15 protein-coding genes are annotated in these 19,060 nt (G+C 48.8%); 14 read left to right on the forward strand and 1 reads right to left on the reverse strand.

What is annotated here, in order from left to right; genetic code table 11:
* The first annotated feature begins 138 nt into the window (after window positions 1-138).
* From O9X78_RS07860 to O9X78_RS07870, 3 genes are all read left to right on the forward strand, one after another.
* Complete coding sequence (locus tag O9X78_RS07860) at window positions 139-2,628, forward strand: TonB-dependent receptor (RefSeq protein ID WP_269619085.1); 2,490 nt, start codon at window positions 139-141, stop codon at window positions 2,626-2,628.
* Window positions 2,629-2,707: 79 nt separating this feature from the next.
* Window positions 2,708-3,691, forward strand: a complete 984-nt coding sequence (locus tag O9X78_RS07865; RefSeq protein ID WP_269619086.1) for an XdhC family protein — start codon at window positions 2,708-2,710, stop codon at window positions 3,689-3,691.
* The gene (locus tag O9X78_RS07870; RefSeq protein WP_269619087.1) at window positions 3,688-4,284 is read left to right on the forward strand and encodes a nucleotidyltransferase family protein; all 597 of its coding nucleotides are present in this window, start codon (window positions 3,688-3,690) and stop codon (window positions 4,282-4,284) included. Before O9X78_RS07865 ends, O9X78_RS07870 begins: the two co-directional genes overlap by 4 nt.
* Here O9X78_RS07870 and O9X78_RS07875 read toward each other — a convergent pair.
* On the reverse strand, window positions 4,281-5,180 hold the full coding sequence (locus O9X78_RS07875; protein WP_269619088.1) for a LysR family transcriptional regulator: 900 nt from the start codon (window positions 5,178-5,180) through the stop codon (window positions 4,281-4,283). The genes O9X78_RS07870 and O9X78_RS07875 overlap by 4 nt on opposite strands.
* A gap of 178 nt (window positions 5,181-5,358) precedes the next feature.
* On the opposite strand from O9X78_RS07875, the gene leuC reads away from it, so the two are divergent.
* From leuC to accD, 11 genes are all read left to right on the forward strand, one after another.
* Window positions 5,359-6,780 carry a 3-isopropylmalate dehydratase large subunit gene (gene leuC / locus O9X78_RS07880; RefSeq protein ID WP_269619089.1) on the forward strand — a complete coding sequence of 474 codons (1,422 nt, stop codon included), beginning with the start codon at window positions 5,359-5,361 and terminating at the stop codon, window positions 6,778-6,780.
* Between the two features lie 10 nt (window positions 6,781-6,790).
* A complete protein-coding gene (leuD, locus tag O9X78_RS07885) occupies window positions 6,791-7,441 on the forward strand; it encodes a 3-isopropylmalate dehydratase small subunit (RefSeq protein WP_269619090.1) in 651 nt (216 codons plus the stop codon).
* A gap of 54 nt (window positions 7,442-7,495) precedes the next feature.
* A complete protein-coding gene (gene leuB / locus O9X78_RS07890) occupies window positions 7,496-8,593 on the forward strand; it encodes a 3-isopropylmalate dehydrogenase (RefSeq protein WP_269619091.1) in 1,098 nt (365 codons plus the stop codon).
* A 29-nt stretch (window positions 8,594-8,622) separates the two neighbouring features.
* Window positions 8,623-9,741, forward strand: a complete 1,119-nt coding sequence (gene asd / locus O9X78_RS07895; RefSeq protein ID WP_269619092.1) for an aspartate-semialdehyde dehydrogenase — start codon at window positions 8,623-8,625, stop codon at window positions 9,739-9,741.
* Window positions 9,741-10,715, forward strand: coding sequence for an Asd/ArgC dimerization domain-containing protein (locus O9X78_RS07900; protein ID WP_269619093.1), 975 nt, complete (start codon window positions 9,741-9,743; stop codon window positions 10,713-10,715). The genes asd and O9X78_RS07900 overlap by 1 nt, the downstream gene beginning before the upstream one ends.
* Before the next feature lie 136 nt (window positions 10,716-10,851).
* On the forward strand, window positions 10,852-14,445 hold the full coding sequence (locus tag O9X78_RS07905; protein ID WP_269619094.1) for a FimV/HubP family polar landmark protein: 3,594 nt from the start codon (window positions 10,852-10,854) through the stop codon (window positions 14,443-14,445).
* A 17-nt stretch (window positions 14,446-14,462) separates the two neighbouring features.
* Window positions 14,463-15,311 (forward strand): tRNA pseudouridine(38-40) synthase TruA, encoded by an 849-nt coding sequence (gene truA / locus O9X78_RS07910; RefSeq protein WP_269619095.1) that lies wholly within the window; start codon window positions 14,463-14,465, stop codon window positions 15,309-15,311.
* Between the two features lie 75 nt (window positions 15,312-15,386).
* Window positions 15,387-16,022, forward strand: a complete 636-nt coding sequence (locus O9X78_RS07915) for a phosphoribosylanthranilate isomerase (protein WP_269619096.1) — start codon at window positions 15,387-15,389, stop codon at window positions 16,020-16,022.
* Complete coding sequence (gene trpB / locus O9X78_RS07920; RefSeq protein ID WP_269619097.1) at window positions 16,023-17,246, forward strand: tryptophan synthase subunit beta; 1,224 nt, start codon at window positions 16,023-16,025, stop codon at window positions 17,244-17,246. It abuts the gene before it with no gap.
* A 12-nt stretch (window positions 17,247-17,258) separates the two neighbouring features.
* Window positions 17,259-18,068 (forward strand): tryptophan synthase subunit alpha, encoded by an 810-nt coding sequence (gene trpA, locus O9X78_RS07925; protein WP_269619098.1) that lies wholly within the window; start codon window positions 17,259-17,261, stop codon window positions 18,066-18,068.
* Window positions 18,069-18,183: 115 nt separating this feature from the next.
* Window positions 18,184-19,056, forward strand: coding sequence for an acetyl-CoA carboxylase, carboxyltransferase subunit beta (gene accD / locus O9X78_RS07930; RefSeq protein WP_269619099.1), 873 nt, complete (start codon window positions 18,184-18,186; stop codon window positions 19,054-19,056).
* Window positions 19,057-19,060: the final 4 nt, after the last annotated feature.

The following is a 19,060-nucleotide window of genomic DNA, read 5'->3' on the forward strand; positions in this document are numbered from 1 at the left end:
TTCGATATTAAGATATGTTTTCAATGCACACATTTTGGCGTATATGTATAATATGAGCTACCTTGAGTTTAGGTCGTCAATAATACGTGATGTATTTGGCGGCACTATAAATATAAAACTATCGCACCTGGAGGTCATATGACCTTAAAACGTCCTATTACTAATTTTCGCCGTTCCGCATTAGCTTCCGCTATTGTATTGTGTTCCTCATACTCTTTTGCTGCTCCTGTACTCGAGGAAGTGATTGTTACCGCCACGATTCGGGCGGAAAGTCTTCAAGACGTACCTGTTTCTGTAAATGCCGTTTCCGGTGAGAAAATGATGGAGGCCGGCATTGGTAAAGTAGAGGATTTGCAGGCCTATGTGCCAAATTTAACGATGTCTGAAACCGGCATCGGTACCAATATTTATATCCGAGGTATCGGTTCAGGTATTAACCCTGGCTTTGAACAATCCGTGGGTATGTATTTTGATGGTGTTAGCTATGGCCGTGCTCAGTTGTCACGGGCACCGTTCCTCGACTTAGCGCGAGTCGAAGTATTGCGTGGTCCGCAGAACATTCTGTTCGGGAAAAATAGTATTGCAGGTGCGCTGAGTTTGATATCTGCACGTCCTGGGCAAGAGTTTGAAGGTATGGTATCTGGGACCTATGAACCAGAAACCAATGAACAGGTGCTTGATTTAGTGCTCTCTGGCGCGGTGACGGATACCGTTGGAGCCCGTCTCGCGATCCGTAAACGTCTCACCGACGGTTATATGGAAAACCTCACGCTTAACCGTGATGAGCCAGAACGCGATGAGCAGACTATTCGCGCTATTTTTGAATGGGATGCAACTGCAAATTTAACGGCTGCGCTGAAACTGGAAGTCGGCCAGTTTGATGTTAATGGTCGTCAGATTGAAATTATCAATGATAACGCTTCAACGGATAGCAACTTCAATGGCGAGACATATGCTGGAATTTTGGAAAGCTATGACGTTGGGCCTGGTGGGATTCTAGGCTCTGTTAGTTCTGACCCTTCGGTGCTTAATAACTACCAAGATTACAAGCGATCTTCAAATGGCGATTTCAGCTATAACGACACTCATAACGTGACGTTAAATGTTGATTACGCTTGGGGCGACCATACCTTTACCTTTATCACCGGTATTCTGGGTTATGAAACATCTGAGTTATGTGACTGTGACTTTACCGGTGCGGAAGTGTTCAGTGTTGCTGCTGAAGAGGAGTATTCACAGTTTAGCCAGGAAGTTCGCTGGGTGTCCCCGGTGGGTGAAGATTTTGAATTTATAGCGGGCGCGTTCTATCAGCAAAGTTCCTTGGATTTCTTCGATAGCATTCGCGTTGGAAATGATATCTTGCCGACATTGTTAAACGGTGTTGATGTCTTGGAGGGCGGTGCACGTGGTGAGACTCCTGCTGATGGTGACTTAATAGGTGGTCCATTAGGTTTGCCTGTGTCTGGCGTGGGCGATGCCGGTACTGAGATAATTAATTTGGGCACGCCGCGCAACTTTGAGTCAGATACCAAACTGCTTTCAGGTTTTATTCAGGCTACATGGAACGTGACCGATTTGACTCGCGCAACACTGGGTTTACGCTATTCATATGAAGAAAAAGAGGGAAGCCGTAGCCTCGATTTAACCGATATCACTACGGGGCAAAGTCGCGCTATAGGCGAAGTTGATACTGTTGTAGCAAAAAACTTCTCTGCTGAGCGTCATAATTTGAGCGGTGAGCGTTCAGGCGGTAATTTGGCGCCATCGTTGAACCTTCAGCATGACTGGAGTGACGATGTTATGTTGTATGCCACGGCAAGTATTGGTTACAAGTCTGGCGGATTCGATGCTCGGTCAAATGCATCTCCAGGTGGCGGTAAATTGCGTGCGGCGGCTCCTGAAATTGAAGGTAGTTTTGAGTATGATGATGAGCAGGCGACCAGTTTTGAACTCGGCGCTAAAACGACATTGCTAGATGGCGCTGCAGAGCTCAACGTCGCTGCTTTCTATACGGAATATGACGATCTTCAAGTTAGTATTTTTGATGGAACACTGGGTTTCAACGTCGGCAACGCTGGCGCAGCGACTACAATGGGCTTAGAGCTAGATGGTCGTATGGCGTTAACCGAGAATCTTATGATGACGGGCGCATTAGCCTTCTTGGACTTTGAATTTACAGAGTTCGCTAATGGCCAGTGTTATCAGGGGCAGCCTGTTGATTATGAAGTTGATGGTAATCCTTATTGTGACTACAAAGGCAAAACTAACCAGTATGTCGCCGACTACTCGGGTAACCTAACATTTGTTTACACCACCATGGTATCTAAGGATATTGAGTTCCGTGGCGGTGCCGACTTTGTGTTTACCGGCGCTTATAACTCTTCACAAAACTTAGACCCAAGCCAGGAGCAAGATGCGTATATAAAAGCGAATTTGCGTCTCTCTTTAGCTGATGTTGCTGCTGGTTGGGATGCTGCCATTTTGGTTAAGAATCTGACGGATGAAACCACCATTTCTTATTCAAATGACACGCCGCTGTCTAATAGTACTTTTAGCTCGATTGGTCATTATGGCTTCATTGACGCACCTCGGACCACCGCGTTGCAGGTGACATACCGCTGGTATTAAAGTGTTGGTTTAGAGTAATTTACTAACGCCGCGTGAGCGGCGTTTTTTTTGTCTCTTGATTATGCTGGTGTAAAGAATTGTGAAAAGTATTGAGCAAATTGTTATTGCTGCGGCACTTGGGTTTCTTCAGCGCGGAGAGTCTGGTTGGTTGTGTACCGTTGTGAAGACCTTTGGTGCGTCACCGAGGCCTTTGGGATCGATGTTGGTTATGAATATCGATGCAACGGTATTTGGCTCATTATCTGGCGGCTGTATTGAAGACGAGCTATTAGAAAAATTACGACGGGGCGAGCTGGCAAATACTAAGCCGGAAATTCTTGAGTACGGTGTTAGCGCTGAAGAGAATGAGCGCTTCGGTTTACCCTGCGGCGGCCGTATGCACGTTTTGGTGGAGCCGCTAATAGTATCCAGTGAGTTTTGTAAATTACTAGAACAGTTGGATGGTGCGTTTGAAAGTCGCAAAGCGATCCGTCGCTATGTTGATCTTAACACGGGTCGCTGGAATCTTGAATATGTCGAGCGCTGCGAGCCGCTGACGATTAACGATACAAGCTTGGTTCAGGATTTTGGGCCGCGGGTTCGATTATTATTAATAGGCGCAAACGAGCTTGCACGCTGTATTTCTGAAATCGCCTTGGCGATGGATTACCGAGTAATTGTGTGTGATCCCCGCGAGGATAGGCGTGAGCAGTGGGCTGTCGTTGGTGCTGAGTTAAGTGCCTTAATGCCCGATGAGGCGGTCAGTGAATTTGCTGATCCGTATACCGCTGTTATTACCTTAACTCACGATCCCAGAATTGATGATATGGCGTTGATGCAAGCGCTGATAGAGCCGCTGTTTTATGTGGGGGCTTTGGGCTCTGTCAGGACGTCGGCGAAGCGTCGCGAACGCCTCAAGCAATTAGATATTAGCGACGAACAAATTGACCGGCTTTACGCGCCAGTAGGTTTACCAATCGGAAGCAAATCAGCAATGGAAATTGCACTCGCTATTATGGCGCAGCTCACTCAGCTTAGAGCGTCAGGTACTTCTGTAATAATGAGTGAGTCCGCTAAAGTATGATAGCGTTGCCGTTGGTAATTTTGGCCGCAGGAAAAAGCAAGCGCTTCGGCGTTGGGGATAAGCGTTTTACGATATTGCCCCATGGCGGTGTTTTAGTGAATGCGATGGTACGTCGTGGGCGAAGGGCGGGGCTTGATGTATATGTGGCGCTCGATGCTTCAGATGATGTGTCGGAGAAAATTGATGCGCCTTGTCTTTTCGCAAAGAATGCGAGCTCGGGAATGGGGGCAACCATTGCCGACACCTTGAGCGAACTCGCCGCTTTGTCATCGGCAGATGCCGTTTTAATTATGCCGGTTGATTTACCGTTAATTCGAGTCAAATCTCTACGTTGCGTCGCTGAACGAGCGTCTTTGGATCGTATTGTCATGCCGCAACACAATGGTAGGCGAGGCCATCCTGTCGCGTTTGGGCGTCAGTACTGGCCAGCATTAATGAAATTGAGTGGCGACGAGGGCGCCCGTAGTATGATTTCGTCAAACGTCGATCATGTCGATATGGTGGAGCTTGACGATGAGGGTATTTATCTCGACGCCGATACGCCGGAGGAAATGGAAGTGCTGATGACTAAGCTGCGACCCACATTGCGTTAGGCGGATTTACCCTTTGATTGGGTCTTATCACTGGCGCCGTTGAGTAATTCAATAAAGGCTTCAGCCGCATTAGATAAGCTTCGATTGCGATGATGTACACAACCAAGTGTTCTGCTCAGCACTTGTCCTTCCCATTCAAGCGCAACCACGCTGTCGTCCAAAAGCGTTAACGGTAAAATGCTCCAGCCGAGACCAATGCCGACCATCACTTTGATGGTTTCTAGGTAGTTGGTGGACATGCCGATATTCATGCTCAAACCGCGTTTATCAAATAACTCCTTAATGATTTGTCCGGTATAGGTGTTCAATCCAGGTGGCAGCGCAGTGTGCTGGCTTAGCATTTCTGCGTTCACGCTTTTGTATTTGGCCAGCGGGTGATCAAGCGCGACAGTAACGGCGAGAGGATCTTCCCAAACCGGCATGGATTGCAATAATTGTTCACCGGTGGGAGACAAGGTGATGACAGCTAAGTCCATTTCCCCCTGAAGTATCAGTTGGTGCGCCTGTTCAGAGTCCATAAAGTCGATGTCGAGTTTTACGTCGGGGTAGAGCTGGCTATATTTTCGTAATATCGGTGGCAAGCGGTGAAGGCCTATATGGTGGCTGATTCCCATAGATAGTCGTCCGCTCACATTGCCACGTAAATCGTGGATGCTGCGAACCGCCTCTTTGATGTCTTGCAGAATACGTCGGCTCTGTGGAAGCAAAGCCTGCCCGGCCTCGGTAAGGTGTACATGTCTGCCGATGCGATCGAATAATTTGCAATTCAAATGATTTTCTAAGGCCGCGATCCGTTTGCTGACCGCGGGCTGGGTTATATATAGCTGCTCTGCGGCCAGTGAGAATGACTGGCGCTCGGCGACGGCGAGAAAGGCTTTTAAGGTGTCTGTGTCCATTGGCGAAGCATATTACTATTCCATAATAGAATGCAAATAATGAAAAATATGAATTTGTGTTATTTGACTGCGATGCGTAGTATTGCGGATCTGATAACTCACCGCGCAACGTGGTTTTGGTATCGTAGACTTGCTAACCCGCTGGAGAATTCAGCGTTGAACAATATGGGGCATGATTATGGCTGGACAAACGCTTTACGACAAATTGTGGAACGCCCATCTGGTGAAAGAGCGGGATGATGGCACGGCGCTGCTTTATATAGATCGCCACTTGGTTCACGAAGTGACGTCACCTCAGGCTTTCGAGGGGCTTCGTTTGGCCGGTCGGCTTCCATGGCGTGTCACAGCAAATATTGCTACTCCAGATCACAACGTGCCGACTGAACTTGTTGAACGCAGCGGCGGCGTCGAGGCGATTGCGGATGAGATTTCACGCATTCAGGTGAGAACCCTTGACGAGAATTGCGATGAGTTTGGTATCACCGAATTTTCAATCAATGATGTGCGCCAAGGAATTGTGCACGTAGTTGGCCCTGAGCAGGGCGCTACATTGCCCGGCATGACCGTGGTGTGCGGTGATTCCCACACCGCTACCCATGGCGCTTTGGGCGCCTTGGCGCACGGCATAGGTACGTCTGAAGTAGAGCATGTTCTGGCTACTCAGTGCCTGATTCAGAAGAAAAGTAAAAATATGTTGGTGCGTGTTGATGGTGAGCTTGGCGCTGGCGTAACGGCGAAAGATGTTGTATTGGCCATTATAGGTAAAATTGGTACCGCAGGTGGTACTGGTTACGCGATTGAGTTTGGTGGCGACGTGATTCGCAAGCTGTCGATGGAAGGTCGTATGACCATTTGTAATATGGCCATCGAAGGTGGTGCCCGGGTTGGCATGGTGGCGGTTGATGACGTCACTATCGACTACGTTAAAGGTCGCCCGTTCGCGCCGAATGACGGCGAGTGGCAGCTGGCGCTGGAATATTGGAATACTCTGCATAGCGATGACGATGCTGTTTTCGATAAAACCGTTGTACTTAACGGCGCAGATATTTTGCCGCAAGTCACGTGGGGCACCAGCCCCGAAATGGTGTTGCCGGTGAGTGGTATTGTGCCCAGCCCCAATGATTACAGCGATCCCGCACAGCGCAGTGGTTGCGAGCGTGCCTTGCAATATATGGGGCTCACCGCCGGTCAAGCGATTACCGATATTAAACTTGATCGGGTGTTTATCGGTTCTTGCACAAATTCGCGTATCGAGGATCTGCGCGAGGCGGCTGCAGTTGTTCGTGGTAAAAAAGTTGCGGCCAATGTTAAAGAAGCCATGGTAGTGCCGGGTTCAGGATTGGTGAAAAAACAGGCTGAGGCTGAGGGATTGGATAAAATATTCCTTGACGCGGGTTTGCTATGGCGTGAACCGGGTTGCTCGATGTGTCTGGCAATGAACGCGGATAAATTAGGCGCCGGTGAGCATTGTGCGTCGACGTCTAATCGTAATTTTGAAGGTCGTCAGGGCTTTGGTGGTCGTACCCATTTGGTAAGCCCTGCGATGGCTGCGGCGGCGGCAATTGCCGGTCATTTTGTTGACGTTCGGGAATGGATCTGAGGAGTTAATGATGAAAGCATTTACAGTACTTGACGGTGTTGTGGCGCCAATGGATCGCGCCAATGTAGATACCGATATGATTATTCCCAAGCAATTTCTAAAATCGATTAAGCGCAGTGGCTTTGGTCCGAATTTGTTTGATGAGCTTCGTTACTTGGATGAAGGGCAGCCTGGGCAAGATAGCGCTAAGCGGCCTTTGAACCCAGAGTTCCCGCTAAATTTTCCGCGTTACAAAGGTGCCTCGATATTGATCGCGCGCGAAAACTTTGGCTGCGGCTCAAGTCGGGAGCACGCGCCGTGGGCGCTGGAAGATTATGGTTTCTCCTGCGTTATTGCGCCTAGTTTTGCCGACATCTTTTTTAACAATTGTTTTAAAAATGGTGTGCTGCCAATAGTGTTGCCGGCGGCAAAAGTGGATGAGTTATTCACGGCTATGTATGCCAATGATGGTTTTACTCTGAAAATTGACTTGGACGCCCAAGTGATTGTGACGCCTGCGGGAGAAAGCATTCAGTTTGAAGTGGACAGCTTCCGCAAACACTGCTTATTGAATGGTCTTGATGATATTGGTTTGACTTTGCAAGATGCCGATGAAATCAGTGCCTTTGAAGCTAAGTGGCAGCAAAAATCACCTTGGCTATTTCGTACGCATAGCGCGTAAATCGCTGTCGTGTTGATAAATCTTAATTTTATATTTTAGTAAAGGAATTTAATTGTGACAGAGCGTCAGCAAAGAAATATAGCAGTGTTGCCAGGTGATGGTATTGGTCATGAAATTATGGCTGAGGCGGTCAAGGTATTGGCGTGGGTTAACGAAGCTCACGATCTTGGTTTGAATATGCAGCACGCCTTAGTTGGCGGCTCGGCAATCGATGCTCACGGTACTGCATTGCCGGATGAAACTTTTGCGATATGCGAGCAGGCCGACGCAATATTGCTTGGTGCGGTAGGCGGGCCTAAATGGGATAAATTGCCGCCTGCGGAGCGGCCTGAAAAAGGTGGCTTGCTTGAAATCCGTAAGCGCCTAGATCTGTTCGGAAATTTGCGCCCAGCGATCTTGTATCCGCAGCTTGCTGATGCCTCATCGTTAAAACCAGAGCTTGTTGCCGGTTTAGATATTCTTATTGTTCGTGAATTGACCGGCGGTATTTATTTCGGTCAGCCGCGTGGTATTCGGGAGTTAGAAAATGGCGAACGTGAGGGCTATAACACCTACGTCTATAACGAATCTCAAATTCGTCGGATTGGTAAAGTGGCCTTTGAACTTGCGCAAAAGCGTGGTGGACGTTTGTGTTCAGTCGATAAAGCCAATGTATTAGAAGTGACCATGCTTTGGCGCGAAGTGATGGATGAGATGGCGAAAGACTACCCCGACGTTGAGCTTAGCCACATGTATGTCGATAACGCGGCGATGCAGCTTATAAGAGCGCCAAAGCAATTTGATGTAGTTGTTACCGGTAATATGTTTGGCGACATTTTGTCGGATGCGGCTGCTATGCTCACGGGATCTATCGGTATGTTGCCGTCGGCGTCGTTGGATGTAAATGGCCGCGGTATGTACGAACCATGCCATGGTTCTGCGCCAGATATTGCTGGGCAAAATAAGGCAAATCCGCTAGCGACCATTCTGTCGGTAGCGATGATGCTGCGCTACTCGCTGAATGAACCAGCGGCAGCGCAGCAAATTGAAGATGCTGTAAGTACGGTTTTGGATCAGGGTATACGTACCGCGGATATTTATTCCGAAGGTAGCACCTTGGTTGGCACTGTTGAAATGGGTGACGCGGTTATTGCAGCCTTGGCTTCAGCGTAGATTCAACAAGATAGAATTCAGGAGTACATATGAAGAAAGTAGGATTTGTTGGTTGGCGCGGTATGGTTGGCTCAGTATTAATGGGACGGATGCTGGAAGAGAAAGATTTCGACGGCATCGAGCCGGTGTTTTTCACCACCTCGAATGTCGGCGGTCAAGGGCCTGCGATTGGACGTGATATCGACACGCTGAAAGACGCCAGTAATATAGCTGAGCTGTCAGCAATGGATATTATTATTTCCTGCCAAGGTGGAGATTATACCAAGTCGGTTTTCCCAGCGCTGCGCAGCGGCGGTTGGGATGGCTATTGGGTGGACGCCGCATCGTCGCTGCGTATGGACGACGATGCCATTATTATTCTCGATCCCGTCAATCTTGATGTAATCAAGGATGGCCTAAGTCGCGGTGTTAAAAACTTTATTGGTGGTAACTGTACTGTCAGTTTAATGTTGATGGCGATCGGTGGTTTATTTCGCGAAGGATTGGTGGAGTGGGTTAGTGCACAAACCTATCAGGCGGCGAGTGGCGCTGGCGCACAGAATATGCGTGAGTTGATAAATCAAATGGGCACTGTGCGTGACAGTGTTGCGACTGAGCTTGCCGACCCGCGTTCCAATATTTTGGATATTGATCGTAAAGTCGCTGAGGCGATGCGCAGCGATGTGTTCCCAAAAGAAAATTTCGGTCATGCGCTGGCGGGCAGTTTGCTGCCGTGGATTGATACTCAACTGGAAAACGGTCAAAGCCGCGAAGAGTGGAAAGGGCAGGCGGAAACAAACAAAATACTTGGTCGCGCAGATTCGCCAATAGCGATTGACGGCAACTGTGTGCGCATTGGCGCAATGCGCTGCCACAGCCAAGCCTTGACCATCAAGTTGAATAAAAATGTCGCGATTCCTGAGGTTGAAAGCATTCTTGCCTCCGCAAATGACTGGGTGCAAGTAGTGCCGAATGATCGCGCTGAAACCCTTGCTAGGTTAACGCCAACCGCTGTTACTGGAACTCTCCGCGTACCAGTAGGTCGTCTGCGTAAGCTCAACATGGGCGATCAGTATTTGTCGGCCTTTACAGTTGGCGATCAGCTTTTGTGGGGCGCCGCGGAACCTCTACGCCGGATGTTAAGAATATTACTTGGTGATATTAAGTAATGGCGTTGAAGTGTGTTGCGGTATTTGGCGCTTGCGGGCTTGAGGGTGAATTGCTATTAAGCGCACTCGCCGAAGCTGAGTTAGGTGTTGACTCTGTTAAGGCATTTGCCGATGACGCCGATGGGGAGACCGTGATGTATCGCGGTCGCCCCGTTGTTGTTAATGAACCGAGCGTAGCTGATTTCAGTAATATTGACGCTGCGATTTTTCTAAACGAAGGCTTTTGTGATTTTGCGGTGATTGATGCGGCTGAAGATGCCGGTATTATTATTCTCGATTGTACCGACACACTTGCCCAGCGTGGCGACGTCGCCTTGTTTTGTGAAGGCTCGCCCGTTGATACAAAAGTGACGGCCTTTGCTATAGCGGACGCGGTCAGCAGTCATGTGGCGGCATTATTACGTTTGCTTCCCGAGCGTAGCGTTCGCGATATTCATCTTGCGGTAAGTCAGCCGGTGTCGGTTTTTGGTCGCGTCGGTGTCGAGACACTCGCATCAGAGACGGCGAGACTTCTCAATGGGCAGCCGCCAGAAGATTCTCAGTTTGGTCTGCAAATGGCGTTTAACGTCCTTTCTCGACCGGCAGATAAAGTTGCTGCGCTAGAGCACACTCTGTCTGCATTGATGTCGACGGGTGAAACCTCTGTCGGTGCTACGGTATTCGAAAATGTTGTGCCAGTATTTTATGGTCACACTGGGATGTTGCGTGTGGCTTGTCATCAGTCAGTGGATATTTCGGGCCTCAAGCAGAAGCTGGCCGGTGATGACCGTTTTAGACTCTTTCCCCAAGATGATATAGCTGATTCTTCGCCAATTAACCTGCAAAATAGCGAAACTATAGATATTTCAGCAATAAGTAGTGGAAGACAGGATGGAACGGTCTTTCGCTGCACCCTAGTCGGTGATAATCTTCGTAAAGGTTCGGTGTTTAACATCATTGCATTGCTTAAAATCTTGATAAAAATCAATATCTAGCTTATATCTATGCATGCTGTTTAGAGAAATGGCGACCTATTGTCATGGGTAATTACTACCCACTGGTTATTATTTGATCGTAGCACTGGCCATTCCTTGAACTTTGGGTGAGTGCTAATACACGAACGGTGACATTATGAAGCGTAATAGGCTGGCAAAAGTGGTGCTCACGGTTGGTGCCCTGCACAGCGGACTAGTCAGTGCCCTCGGCCTAGGAGAGTTAGCACTCGATTCAACGCTGAATCAGCCTTTTCGTGCTGAAATTCCATTAAGGGATATCGGCGAGCTCGACGTAGAGCAAATCAGGGTTCAGCTGGCTGATAGCACCGCATTCGAAAATGCGGGCGTAGATCGCAGTCAGTTTTTGTCGAGTTTGGAGTTCAAAGTTGAGCTGCTTAGTGGCGGTAACGGTCGAATTATTGTCACAACTGCTAAAGCGGTCGTTGAGCCATACTTAGATTTTATTGTTGAGGCGCGCTGGCCCAACGGTAAAATGATCCGCGAATACACGGTTTTGCTCGATTTGCCTGTATATGCAGACGATGGCGCTTCGCAGGCGGTATCGATTAGCGCCACTAGCCCAGTTATAAGCCAAACACCCGTTAGGCAATCGGCGGTGCCGACTAATGCGCCACAACGTGATCCGGGCGGTTCAATTGGTGCAGTAGATCGTGCTCCACCGGTTCCTCGTGATCTTGACAAACAGCAAGAATTACCAGCATCAGATAACCCCAATGAGTACCGTGTTCAGAATCACGATACCATGTGGCGTTTAGCCAATAAGCTACGCCCAAGCTCCTACGTGACCACGCAGCAGACCATGTTGGCGTTGGTGAAAAAGAATCCTCAAGCCTTTGTAAATGGCAATGTGAACCAGATTAAGTCTGGTTACATCCTGCGTTTGCCATCAGAGGCGGAAGTGAAAGCTATAGATCACAATCAAGCTGTAGAGGAGATTAAGATACAAGCAAAGGAGTGGCGTGGCGATAAAGTCGCCAGGCCAGCAAGCTCCAAACCCACTGCTGAAAAAACGCCTGCTGCTCCTAGTGCCACCTCAGCCGCCGCACCAATGGCGCCGCAATTAGATGCGACGGCGAACTCTGATGCGCCAGAATCCAGTGATGCTGACAAAACGGTTAAATTCTCTTTAGGTAGTGCGGGAGACGCAGCGTCTGGCGACAACACCGATGCGGTTCGTGAGAAACTTAGGGAAGAGCAGGAAAATCTAGAAAAGACAAAGCTGGAAAACAGTGCGATGCAAAATCGTGTTGTTGAAATGGAAAAGCAAATTCAGACCCTACAAAGTTTGATAGCTTTAAAAAACAGTCAACTGGCTGCGTTGCAAAACGGTCAGACTCAGCCTGGGGCTGACCTTTCAAAGGTTGCTGATGAGGCCAGCGATGAAGCTCAGGCTCCTGAAGTCGCGACGCTGCCTGTTGCGGCAAGCGATGAGGCTGAGGCTGCATCAGAGCCGGTTAAGGAAGCTCAGAATAAGGATGCTGCCGTCGACAAGCCCTCGGTCGCTAAGCCTGCGGAACCGGCTAAGCCCGCCGCAGTAGTTACTGCAGCACAAGACTCACAAAGCTGGGTACAGCAAAATTTAGTGGCTTTTGTTGGTGTGTTTTTGGCTTTGCTGGCTTTGCTGGTGTTAGTGATTCGCCGTCGTAAGTCCCCAGATGAAGAGGCTGATTTAGCGAATTTTGAAGGTGGATTGGATGAAGTAGAGCAAGACGAGTCACCTGTCATGTTTGCAAGTGACGGCGATTTCGATTTTGACTCTGATGAAAAGAGCTTTGACGCTCCTCAAAATGAAGATGACGCTGAAGTGGTTTTCAGTGCCGACGATTTTGATTTTGACAGTATGTCGGAGTCGGACGGTGCTGAATCAGCTGACGACGTTGTTGTTGCTGATAGTTCAGCGTTTGATGAAGTTGCAGAAACTCGCGATGCTGTTGTCACGCCTCAAACAGGAGACGTTGTTGCTGAGGCAGAGATATATGTTGCCTACGGTCGTTACGATCAAGCGGCTAGTTTGCTTAATACTGCCATCGCCCAGGATCCAGAAAACAGTGAATTGCGCTTAAAGATTATCGATATTTATCTTGATACTCGTGATCAGGAGAATTTTGAAAGTGCGTATCGTGGACTGTTAGGTCTTAACGATGATGCCGCGGTCGCGCGGGTTAAAGAGTCCATGTCGGCCATTGAGGGCGTTAGTCATTGGTTGGGTGAAGAGCAGTCTAGTGTCTCGGACAATACCGTGAATGTTGGTCGCCATAGAGCGGTCAGTGACGAGGCTGATGGTGATGGCGATGATTTAGACTTCAGTTTGGATAGTGTCGAAGATGCCGGCGTAATGGCTGTTGACGATGACGAAATAGATTTTGAGTTAGATGATGCGCCTATCGATTCTCCTGAAACTTCAGAAGAGACTGCTACGCTTGTCGATGCGGACAATAATGCAGAACCGTTGACGAGCGCTGACTCAGTAGCAGATACCGATACGCTAGAGTCTCTGGATGTCGATCTAGCTGATTTGGATTTTGATTTTGAAGGTGATTTTGGTGTCGAGTCCGGTGAGCAGCCGCTAGATGTTGAAGGAGAGTTGCCGCCGAGTATTGTTTCGGAAGCGTCTCCGATCGAAAGCCTTAATGAAGATGCGCCGGCGTCATTTGATGGCCAAATGGACGTCTCGGGTGAACTCGGCCCCGCGTTTGCTGACTTGTCAGAAGATGAAGAGCTAGATTTCAGTTTGGATGATGCCCACGAAATCAGTCCTGCCGGTAACGCCTCTGGCGATACTAGCCTAGATAAGATTGATTTAGATTTTTCGCTCGACGATGCCGAGGTTTCTTCGCCCGTTGAAGAGACTGATGATGAGTTGATCTCATTTGATGATGACGATATTGCCAGTTTTGAGTTGGATGATACTCAGCTTGGTGCGCCTCTCGTCAATGAGGATACTCAAACTTCTACAGAAATGTCTGATGGCGATGACACAGATGTGGAGCTTGAGACTATAGAGTTTGCTAGTTCTGGTTTAGGTGATACCGAAATTGGCGAGCTTACCGCGCTTAATGAAGAAGGCAGTGCGGCCGAAGAATTAGTCCCAGAATTTGTTGATAAACCAACTTTAAACCCAGAGTCAAATGACGAAGACGAACTTGATTTGGATTTGTCAGACTTGGATATGGAGGAGTTTGATACCCTCGGTGCAGCTAGTCTTGCTGCGACAAGTGATGCCGATACTGATGAGATAGAGCTTGATCTGGCTGATTTTGATATGCCTAATGAAATCGCTAGCTCGGATGGTGATGTATCAGAGGTCGACGAGTCTGAGGTAGATGAGTCTTTCTTCGTGACCGATGAAGATGATGCGACATCGGATGAAATTACCCTAGACGACGAGTTGTTTGCTGAGAGTGGAGAAATACTTGACGCTGGGTCTGAAGATAAGCCGTCTGAAATCGCAGAGCCCAGTGTTGCTAGTGGTGAGGCGATATCGGTAGAGGATTTGGTGTTTGATGAATTCGACGCCAGTGAAGACGATGTCGAAGGCTTTGATTCATTGATCGATTCGGAATCTGTCGCCACGAAGCTCGATCTAGCGCGCGCCTATATAGATATGGGTGACAGCGAAGGTGCGCGCGAAATGTTGGAAGAAGTCCTAGAAGAAGGCGATATTCAGCAACAAAGTGATGCTCAGGCTTTGTTAGATAATATCGGATAAGTGTTGGCTGAATATTAGTGATTGATGAGTTTGGTTGTTTTGACCGGTTTGCGGATAACGCTCTGCCGGTCGGATGTCGTGTTGCTATGGCGATTGAGTATCAGGGCAGCGCCTACCGAGGTTGGCAAAGTCAAGATAAGCCAAAGGTGGCAACAGTCCAGGATGCATTGCAAAGTGCGATATCATCTATTGCTGCGCATCCGGTTACTGTCATTTGTGCTGGGCGCACCGATGCCGGTGTTCACGCAACTCACCAAATAGTTCACTTTGAAGCGCCGGTTTCTCGCTCTTTGAAAGCGTGGGTTGCGGGCGTGAATGCTAAGTTACCGAAAGATATTTCGGTCAAGTGGGCCAAGTTAGTTCCCTTCGATTTTCATGCTCGATTTTCGGCTACCGCCAGACGGTATCGCTATATTATTCTTAATCAGGCCCGTCGATCTGCGCATTTAGCGAATGGCTTAACCCTGATTGATCAGCCTCTAAACACCGAAATCATGCACACCGAGGCACAGTCATTACTCGGAGAACAGGATTTTAGTGCGTTTAGAGCGGCGTCTTGCCAGTCTAAAACAGCGATGCGAAATATCCATTTTGCAAATGTCAGTCGGAATGGACGCTATGTCGTGATTGATATTGGTGGTAATGCTTTTTTGCATCATATGGTTCGAAACATCGCTGGGGTTCTAATTGCGGTTGGCAGCGGTCAAATGCCGGTGGGGTGGACGAAACAGGTGTTAGATAGTCGTGACCGTAATCAGGGTGGTGTTACTGCGAAGCCTGATGGCCTGTATTTAGTTGATGTTATTTATCCCGAACACTTCAATTTACCAAAAACAGATATTGGTCCTGATTTTGTTCCCTGTTAACGCTCTGATCTACAGACAAATCAGGCAGTTATTTGTTAGTATTCCATCCGATTAATTGTCTGGCTGTACATCCAAGTGTTCCGTACCCGCGTAAAAATTTGTGGTATCACCCGAGCTGAAGACGCGCTTGCAGCCATCGATGCCGGTGCTGATGCGCTGGGTTTTGTGTTTTACCCCAAAAGCCCACGTGCATTGAAGGGCGAACAAGCCGCGAAAATTATCTCGATATTGCCGCCGTTTGTCAGCAAAGTTGGCCTTTTCGTTAACGCTGAAGAGGCTGAAATAAGGGAAATACTTGCGTCGTGCTCTCTCGATTTACTGCAATTTCATGGCGATGAGTCGCCTGAGTTTTGCGAATCGTTTTCTATGCCCTATATGAAAGCGCTTCGGATGAGTGATGATGTTGATGTACGTGCTTCGACACGCACATATGCTAGTGCAAGCGCATTGCTATTAGACAGTTTCAAACCTGGCGTGCCGGGTGGTACAGGCGAGTCATTCGACTGGGATCGCATACCAAAGGACTTAGATATCCCTGTGGTGTTGGCGGGTGGATTAAACCCGGAAAACGCAATGAAGGCCATTGCCGCATGCCAGCCATTCGCGTTGGATGTTAGCGGCGGAGTTGAGCAGTCGCCCGGTATCAAGTGCGTGCAAAGAATGACTAGATTTATTGACGCGGTCAGCAAAGCTGATCGACGGGAGGATTGAGTGGGAAGTAAATTGGAAAAAGCAGACTTTAGTCAGTTTCCTGATGCCAATGGCCATTTTGGTATCTATGGTGGGCGTTTTGTTTCAGAAACACTGGTATTCGCGCTGGACGAGTTAGAATCGGCCTATCAACGCCTTCGTCACGACCCAAGTTTTCAGGCGGAGTTCGATCATGATCTAGCTCATTATGTGGGGCGTCCTTCGCCGCTATACTACGCGAAGCGTTGGTCAGAAGAGGTTGGTGGCGCAAAGATTTTTCTAAAACGTGAGGATCTAAATCATACCGGTGCCCACAAGGTAAACAATACCGTAGGGCAAGCGCTGCTCGCTAAATACATGGGCAAAAAACACGTAATAGCTGAAACCGGTGCAGGCCAGCACGGCGTTGCCTCAGCAACTGTCGCCGCACGTTTGGGTATGACCTGCCAAGTATTTATGGGCGAGGAAGATATCCATCGTCAGGCCTTAAATGTGTATCGAATGAAGTTACTGGGTGCCGAGGTTGTATCTGTTAAATCGGGCTCTAGAACCCTTAAAGATGCGATGAACGAGGCGATGCGGAATTGGGTTACCAACGTTGATGATACTTTTTACATTATTGGTACCGCCGCGGGCCCGCACCCATATCCGATGTTGGTGAGAGATTTCCAGTCTGTTATTGGTCGCGAGGCCCGCGAGCAGTGCTTGAGCCAAAATGGTCGTCTACCTGATGCCTTGGTAGCCTGCGTTGGTGGTGGATCAAATGCTATCGGGCTGTTTCATCCATTCCTCGATGACGAAGGTGTGGCGATGTACGGCGTTGAAGCCGGTGGCTACGGGGTAGAAACCGGTAAACATGCCGCGCCCCTAAACGATGGTATTCCGGGGATTTTACACGGCAACCGCACATATTTAATGCAGGATGAGGGCGGCCAGATTATTGAGACCCATTCGGTGTCTGCCGGCTTGGATTATCCAGGTGTAGGGCCCGAGCATTCGTGGCTCAAAGATATGGGGCGCGTTAATTACGTCGCCATCAATGACGACGAAGCACTGACGGCCTTCCGCAAGTTGACCTTGGTTGAGGGGATCATGCCAGCCTTGGAGTCGGCCCATGCGGTGGCTTATGCAGAGAAGTTGGCAAAAACCATGAGTCCTGAACAGAGTATTGTGGTCAATTTGTCTGGCCGTGGTGATAAAGATATTCATACCGTCGCAACTATCGACGGTATTGGCATTGAGTAACGGGGAAGTCCTTTGAGTCGTTTAGCTACTGTATTTACAAAATTAGAAACAAACGGACGCAAAGCGCTGGTTCCGTATATCGTTGCCGGTGATCCTGATACGACGTTAACTGTACCTTTAATGCATGAGTTGGTTCGCCAAGGCGCCGATATTCTTGAAATTGGTGTGCCGTTTTCCGATCCGATGGCAGAGGGCCCGGTGATTCAGCTTGCTCACGAGCGGGCCTTAGCAAATCACGTGACGCTGACCATGGTGCTTGAATTCATTACTGAGTTTCGTCTTCAAGACCAAGAGACGCCTGTTGTGCTGATGGGTTACGCAAATCCGATTGAGCGCATGGGTTACCACGTCTTTGCTAATCGTGCAGCAGCGGCGGGCGTTGATGGTTTGCTGACGGTGGACATGCCACCTGAGGAGGCGGAAGGGCCAACTAAAATACTGCGCGATGCGGGTATAGATAATATTTTCTTGCTGGCTCCGACCACTAGTGACGCGCGCATTGAAAAAATTGCATCTTTGGCCAGTGGTTATTTGTACTGTGTTTCGCTAAAAGGTGTCACCGGTGCGGGGCATTTGGATGTTAAGGCCGTGTCAGAAAAGTTAGACAGCATTAAGCGCTACACCGACCTTCCCGTAACCGTAGGTTTTGGCATTAAAGATGGTGCGTCTGCGGCAGCATTGGCGCCATTCTGCGCAGGTGTAGTGGTGGGTAGTGCCTTAATTGAGAGCATAGTTGCGACCAACGCAACAATGTCGGCCACTGATCGTGTCGTCGCTGCAGCAACATTAATTGGTGATATTCGAACAGCCCTTGACGCCTAAGTTCTTGGGAGTGGCTGCGTATATCAGGCTGCTCATTGTTCGGTAGATAAGGTAAAGTAGTGCACATTGAATTTTGTGCATTGTAAAAAGTTATAAATGACAACAGGAATGGACTATGAGCTGGGTTGATAAGATTCTTCCCTCGGGAGTGCGACGGGTTGATTCAGAAGAACGCCGTGGTGCGAAGGGTGTTGTGCCTGAAGGGCTTTGGAAGAAATGCGTTAAGTGTGAAGCGGTACTTTACCGACCCGAGCTGGAAAGTAATCAGGACGTTTGTCCAAAGTGTGATCATCATATGCGTATCGGCGCCCGTCGCCGCATTGCCTTGTTCTTAGATGAAGCCGGACGCGAAGAAATTCTAAGTCACATTGAGCCGGTTGATAGACTTAAGTTTAAAGACAAAAAGAAATATCGTGACCGCTTAACCGCTGCGCAAAAATCGACCGGTGAAAAAGATGCACTAATTGCCTACAAGGGCACAGTCAAAGAATTGCCGGTGATTGTTGTTGCCTTTGAATTTAACTTCCATGGGGGCTCTATGGGCTCAGCTGTGGGTGAGAAGTTTACTCAGGCGGCGAATGTTGCCCTTAAAGAGCGCTGCCCACTAATATGCTTTTCTGCTTCCGGTGGTGCGCGTATGCAGGAGGCGTTAATTTCGCTGATGCAAATGGCGAAAACCAGCGCGGTTCTAGAGCGTTTAAAACAAAATGGCGTGCCCTATATTTCGGTAATGACCGATCCAATTTATGGTGGCGTATCGGCAAGCTTGGCCTTGTTGGGTGATATTAATGTGGCGGAACCAGGCGCAAGAGCGGGTTTTGCTGGTCCGAACATCATTGAGCAGACCATCCGTCAAAAACTGCCGCCGGGCTTTCAACGCAGCGAATTTCTTTTGGCCCACGGCGCTATCGACATGATCGTACGTCGTGCGGATATGCGTGATACCTTGGCAAGATTGCTCGGCAGTCTGATGTATTATCAGCGCTAGATAA

Source organism: Zhongshania aquatica (assembly GCF_027257955.1).
Classification (GTDB): Bacteria; Pseudomonadota; Gammaproteobacteria; order Pseudomonadales; family Spongiibacteraceae; genus Spongiibacter; species Spongiibacter aquatica.